Raw genomic sequence first — 5,559 nt, forward strand, 5'->3', positions numbered from 1 at the left:
GCCCTGGCGCTCTGACCTCCGGCGCGCCGACCGTAGCCGTCACCACCGCAGAAGCCCGCCGCCCCCGGTCGACCGGGGGCGGCGGGCTTTTCACGGCCGGGCCCGGACGACCCGTCCGTACGGTTCCTCAGCTCTGTACGGTTCCTCAGCCGCCCTGGCGCGAACGGGCCCGGAACGCCGCCTTGCGCGCTTCCTTCGCGACCCGCTTCTCCGGGTGCAGCCGTCCCATCGCCTCCAGGACGTCCGCCGTCGCCGGGTGGTCGACCCGCCAGGCCGCGTCCAGGAAGCCGGTGTGGGTGCCCGTCAACCCCTGGATGAGCCCCTGGAGTTCCTCCAGCTCACCGCCCGCGTCCAGCTGTGCGGCGATGGTGTCGACGGAGAGCCAGAAGATCATCGCCTCGGAGGGCGCGGGCACCTCGGAGGCGCCCCGCTCGGTGAGCCAGACCCGGGCCAGACCGCCCAGCTCGGGATCGTCGAGGACGCCGCGGACCTCCGGCTCGCCCTGCGGACCGACCAGGGTGAGCGCCTGCTGGCAGCGGAGCCGGCGCAGCGGGGCGCCCTCGTCGGCGCCCCGGGCCGCGGCGAGCAGCTCACGGGTGGCGATCGCGGGCTCACGGCGGGCCAGCCACCGCTCGGTCTCGGCCCTGGCCGCCTGCTCCGGGTAGTGCGCGAGCCCGTCGAGCAGGACATCGGCGCCCTTGTCGGCCAGATCCCCGACGGCGGGGGCCTCGACCCCGGCCTCCAGCATCCGGGCCCGGACGCCGTAGAAACCGAGGGGCGTGAGCCGGACCAGTCCGTACCGGGACACGTCCTCCTCGTCGATGGCGTCGGGCACGTCGTCGCCCGCCTCCGCCATCAGCGCCTCGTCGACGGGCCGGTACTCGACCAGACCGACGCCCTCCAGCAGCCGGAACTGGTCGTCGAGACGGACCATCGCGGTGGAGACCTGCTCCAGGACGTCGTCCGTGGGCTCGCCCATGTCGTCGGGGACGATCATCGAGGCGGCGAGCGCGGGCAGCGGCACCGGCTCGTCGGCGCCTTCGCCGTCGGCGAGGGTGAGCAGATAGAGATTGCCGAGGACGCCGTCGAGGAACTCGGCCTCCGCCTCGGGATCCCAGTCGAGCGCGTTGTAGTCGAGGTCGCCGTCCTCGCCGACGATGTCCGCGAGATCGTCCAGTACGGGCGCGATGGCGTCCGCGTACGCGGCCTCCAGGGTCTCCAGCCAGACCGCGAGGACGTCCTGCGGCGAGCCGGAGGTGATCAGCGCCAGATGGTCGCCCGCCGCCGCGGTGCCGTGGTCGGCGCTGTCGCCCTCGGGGTCCTCGACGGCCACGAGCCCCGCGTCGACGGCGGCGCGCCAGGCCTCGCTCGCGTACGCCTGTCCGTCGTCGTCATCGGGCAGGCCGATCTCCGCCGCCGCGGCGGGCAGCAGATCGTCGGCCAGCTCGCCCCCCGCGCCGACCCGGGTATCCGGGCCCGCCCAGCGGGCCAGCCGGACGGCGCGCGAGAGCAGGGGCGAGGCGAGCGCGTCCCGCGCCAGCTCCGCGTCGGGACGCAGCCGTACGGGCGGCAGGGTGGGACGGTCCTGGGGCATCGGGTGCTTCTCCTCGGGGGCGTACGGGGTCCGGGCCTTGGGTGGTTCGTCGAGGTGGTGCCGTCCGCCCGGAGGGCGTCGCGCGCCGGGCGGGCCTCCGCGGACACGGCCTCGTCCCGGTGGCCGTTCCCCAGGGTAGACGCATTCGCCCCGCACCCGTCGCGCCGGGAGCCCCACCGGTCCCCCGTCCCGGCCGAGAACGGCCGCCGACCGCCGCGTACGGCCGAAACCGGGTCCCCGGGCCCCGGATACGCGAGCTCTCCGGTGGGAGCGGTGCCCCGGGCGAACTCGGTGAGGTGACCCTCGCACCGGACGTGCGCGAAACCTCCCGGCGCCGCCGCCCGCCCCGGACCGCGAGGACCGGAAGGTGTGCGGCCCCGCCCCCGAACCGGCACGGACCCCGGGCCACGGGTCGCCGGGCCCGACGAGGTCCACCGGTCGACGGCCCCGTGGGCGCCCGGCACCGGTCCTTCGCCCGCCCGCCGTCTCCGCGACACCCCGGCACCCTTGACAAGTTATGCGCCCAGCACGGAGATTGACGCGCGTAGAGCCGAGGTCGCGGCCCGTGCCGTCGGGGCGCCCCCGGCTCTCGCCCGTCCGATCGGCCCTGCACCTTCCGCCGTTCGCCGTCCATCGCGTCCGGACCGACCCGGGGAGTTTCCCGATGCCTTCTTCCGTCACACCGAGACCCGCCGCGATCGCGGCGGTCGTCGCCTCCGCCGTCGCGGCCGGCCTGCTGGCCGCCTCGCCCGCGGCGACCGCGGCCTCCGCCGACCCGGCCGCCGCCGCGGTCCGGATCCACGACATCCAGGGCACCACCCGGATCTCCCCGCTGGTGGGCACGGCCGTCGCCGACGTCCCCGGCGTCGTCACGGGCGTCCGGACCTACGGCTCGTCCCGCGGCTTCTGGTTCCAGGACCCGGACGGCGACGGCGACGCCGCCACCAGTGAAGGCGTCTTCGTCTTCACCGGATCCGGCTCCACACCGACCGTCAGGCCCGGGGACTCCGTCCTGGTCTCGGGCACCGTGACCGAGTTCGTGCCCGGCGGTACGTCGTCGGGGAACCAGTCCCTGACCCAGCTCTCCCGGCCGGCGGTCACCGTCCTGTCCACCGGGAACCCGCTGCCCGAGGCCGTCACCGTCGCCGCCTGGACGGTCCCCGCGGCGTACGCGCCCGCCGGTGACCCCGCCGCGGGCGGCAGCGTCAACGGGCTCCGTCTCGACCCGCGCCGCTTCGCCCTCGACTACTACGAGTCGCTGGAGGGCTCGAACGTCCGGATCGGCACCTCCCGGGTCGTGGGCGCCTCCGCCTTCTCCGAGCTGTGGGTGACGGTCAAGCCGCACGAGAACCCCACCCCGCGCGGCGGTGCCCGGTACGGCTCGTACGACTCCCAGAACGGCGGCCGGCTCAAGGTCCAGTCGCTGATACCGCTGGCCGAGCAGCCGTTCCCGGCGGCGAACGTCGGCGATGTGCTGACCGGTACGACGGAGGGCCCGCTGGACTTCAACCAGTACGGCGGCTACACCCTCACCGCCCGTACCCCGCTCACCGTCGCCGACCGGGGCGCCGAGCGGGAGAGCGCCCGGCCGCAGGGCCGCCACGAGCTGTCGGTGGCGACGTACAACGTGGAGAACCTCGACCCGTCCGACCCGCAGGAGAAGTTCGACGCCCTCGGGCGGGCCGTGGTCGGCAATCTGGCGTCGCCGGACATCCTCGCCCTGGAGGAGATCCAGGACAACAACGGGGCGAAGAACGACGGCACCGTCGCCGCCGATCAGACGGTGGAACGATTCATCACCGCGATACGGGCGGCGGGCGGTCCGGCCTACGAGTGGCGCGGTATCGACCCCGAGAACAACAAGGACGGCGGCGAGCCCGGCGGCAATATCCGCCAGGTCTTCCTCTTCAACCCGGAGCGGGTCTCCTTCACCGACCGCGCGGGCGGCGACGCCACCACGCCCACCGGGGTCGTACGGGAACGGGGCCGGGCGGCCCTCACCCTGTCGCCGGGCCGGGTCGCCCCGGCCGACGCGGCCTGGGAGTCCAGCCGCAAGCCGCTGGCGGGCGAGTTCACCTTCCGCGGCAAGAAGGTCTTCGTGGTCGCCAACCACTTCGGCTCGAAGGGCGGCGACGAGGCCCTCACCTCGCACCGCCAGCCGCCGAACCGTTCCTCCGAGATCAAGCGGGTCGAGCAGGCCCGGGCCGTGAACACCTTCGTCAAGGAGATCCTCGCGGTCGACCGCAAGGCCGACGTCCTGGTCGTCGGGGACATCAACGACTTCGAGTTCTCGGCGACGACGAAGACGCTCACCGACGGCGGGGCGCTGTACCCGGCCGTGAAGTCGCTGCCGCGCGGCGACCGGTACTCGTACGTCTTCCAGGGCAACAGCCAGGTGCTGGACCAGATCCTGACCAGCCCCGGGATCCGCGACTTCAGCTACGACAGCGTCCACATCAACGCCGAGTTCGCGGACCAGAACAGCGACCACGACCCGCAGCTGCTGCGGTTCCGGCCGTGACGTCCGCCGTCACCGCCGTCACCGTGGTGGGATCCCCCGCGGCACCGTGACGGCGACCGCCGGTACACGCCCGGACTCGCGCTGCGTCCGGGCGTGTACCGGCGGACCCGGGTGCCGCGGACCCCGGGACGGGCATGGACCTTCCGCCATTCCCCGGTACCGGATCCGACGCCCTCGCCCGGCCCGTCCAGGGCCGCGGCGTGGGCCTCGGCGGTCTCCCACTCGGCATGGTCGAGCACCCGGGTGCCGTCGGCGCTCATACGCCCCCTCCTCCGCCCACTGCGAGTAGTGCAGCAGGGTGCGGCCGTCGTCGCCGACGTGGCAAGCCCACTTGAGGTCAACCGCGTCACCCCCCAACACTTCAGCACTCCTTACCTTTCACCCGAAGAAGATCTAAGTAGACCTAAGTCGTCCGGGCGGCGGAGACTGCCGTCATGGCCCTTTCCCCCTCCCACCCCTTCGGGCGCGTCCTGTGCGCCATGGTCACGCCGTTCACGGCGGACGGCGCGCTCGACACCGACGCGGCGGCGGCGCTGGCCGTCCGGCTGATCGCGGACGGCTGCGACGGGCTGGTGCTGAACGGGACCACCGGGGAGTCCCCGACGACCACGGACGCCGAGAAGGCGACCCTGGTACGGGCGGTGCGCGCGGCGGTCGGCGACGGCGTCCCGCTCGTCGCGGGCGCGGGGAGCGCGGACACCCGGCACAGCCTGGAGCTGGCACGGGCGGCGAAGGCGGCCGGGGCCGACGGGCTGCTGGTGGTCGCCCCGTACTACAGCCGGCCGCCGCGGACCGCGGTCGCGGCCCACTTCCGGGCCGTCGCCGACGGCTGCGGACTACCGCTGCTCGTCTACGACATCCCCGGCCGTACCGGGACCCGGATCGACCCCGGGACCCTGGTGGAGCTGGCTGACCATCCGCGGATCGTGGGGGTCAAGGACTGCTCCTACGACCTCGCGGGCGCCTCCGACACCATGGCGGCCACCGGTCTCGCGTACTACTCGGGCTGCGACGAGCTGAATCTGCCGCTGTACGCGATCGGCGCCGCGGGCTGTATCAGTACGGTCGCCAACGCGGCCCCGGGCGCGGTCCTGGCCGTACGCGACGCCTTCGACCGGGGCGAGACCGGTACGGCCCGCCGCGCCCACCGGCGGCTCGGCCCGCTCACCCGGCTGATGACGGGCGGCGAACTGCCGGGCGCGGTCGCCGCCAAGGCCCTGCTCGGCGTGGGTCCCGTCCGCCCGCCGTACCAGCCCGCGACCCCGGACGAGGAGGCCGCGCTGCGCACCGCGTACGCCGGACTGCTCACCGGCACCGGCTGACCGGACCCCGGTCCCGGTTCCGCCGCCGAAGCGACGCCCGCGCCCCTACGCGGACGTCGCCGACGCGGCCGGGACCGGGACCGGAAACACGAGGGCCCCGGCGGCCGTCCCGGAGAGGACCT

At 74.4% G+C, this 5,559-nt stretch carries 3 protein-coding genes; 2 read left to right on the plus strand and 1 reads right to left on the minus strand.

Going from position 1 to position 5,559, the window contains the following annotated elements:
* Nucleotides 1-145: 145 nt before the first annotated feature.
* A complete protein-coding gene (locus ACFXG1_RS32815; protein WP_384745825.1) occupies nucleotides 146-1,594 on the minus strand; it encodes a hypothetical protein in 1,449 nt (482 codons plus the stop codon).
* A 664-nt stretch (nucleotides 1,595-2,258) separates the two neighbouring features.
* On the opposite strand from ACFXG1_RS32815, the gene ACFXG1_RS32820 reads away from it, so the two are divergent.
* Nucleotides 2,259-4,115, plus strand: a complete 1,857-nt coding sequence (locus ACFXG1_RS32820; RefSeq protein WP_384745827.1) for an endonuclease/exonuclease/phosphatase family protein — start codon at nucleotides 2,259-2,261, stop codon at nucleotides 4,113-4,115.
* Between the two features lie 434 nt (nucleotides 4,116-4,549).
* Nucleotides 4,550-5,437: a 4-hydroxy-tetrahydrodipicolinate synthase family protein gene (locus ACFXG1_RS32825; protein ID WP_384745829.1), complete on the plus strand. Its 888-nt coding sequence runs from the start codon at nucleotides 4,550-4,552 to the stop codon at nucleotides 5,435-5,437.
* Nucleotides 5,438-5,559 lie beyond the last annotated feature (122 nt).

The organism is Streptomyces sp. NPDC059248 (assembly GCF_042753905.1).
Classification (GTDB): domain Bacteria; phylum Actinomycetota; class Actinomycetes; order Streptomycetales; family Streptomycetaceae; genus Streptomyces.

Bases quoted from the DNA above. Each gene is read 5' to 3' on its own strand.
- ACFXG1_RS32815 (WP_384745825.1), bottom strand. From the start codon at position 1,594: ATGCCCCAGGACCGTCCCACCCTGCCGCCCGTACGGCTGCGTCCCGAC.
- ACFXG1_RS32820 (WP_384745827.1), top strand. From the start codon at position 2,259: ATGCCTTCTTCCGTCACACCGAGACCCGCCGCGATCGCGGCGGTCGTC.
- ACFXG1_RS32825 (WP_384745829.1), top strand. From the start codon at position 4,550: ATGGCCCTTTCCCCCTCCCACCCCTTCGGGCGCGTCCTGTGCGCCATG.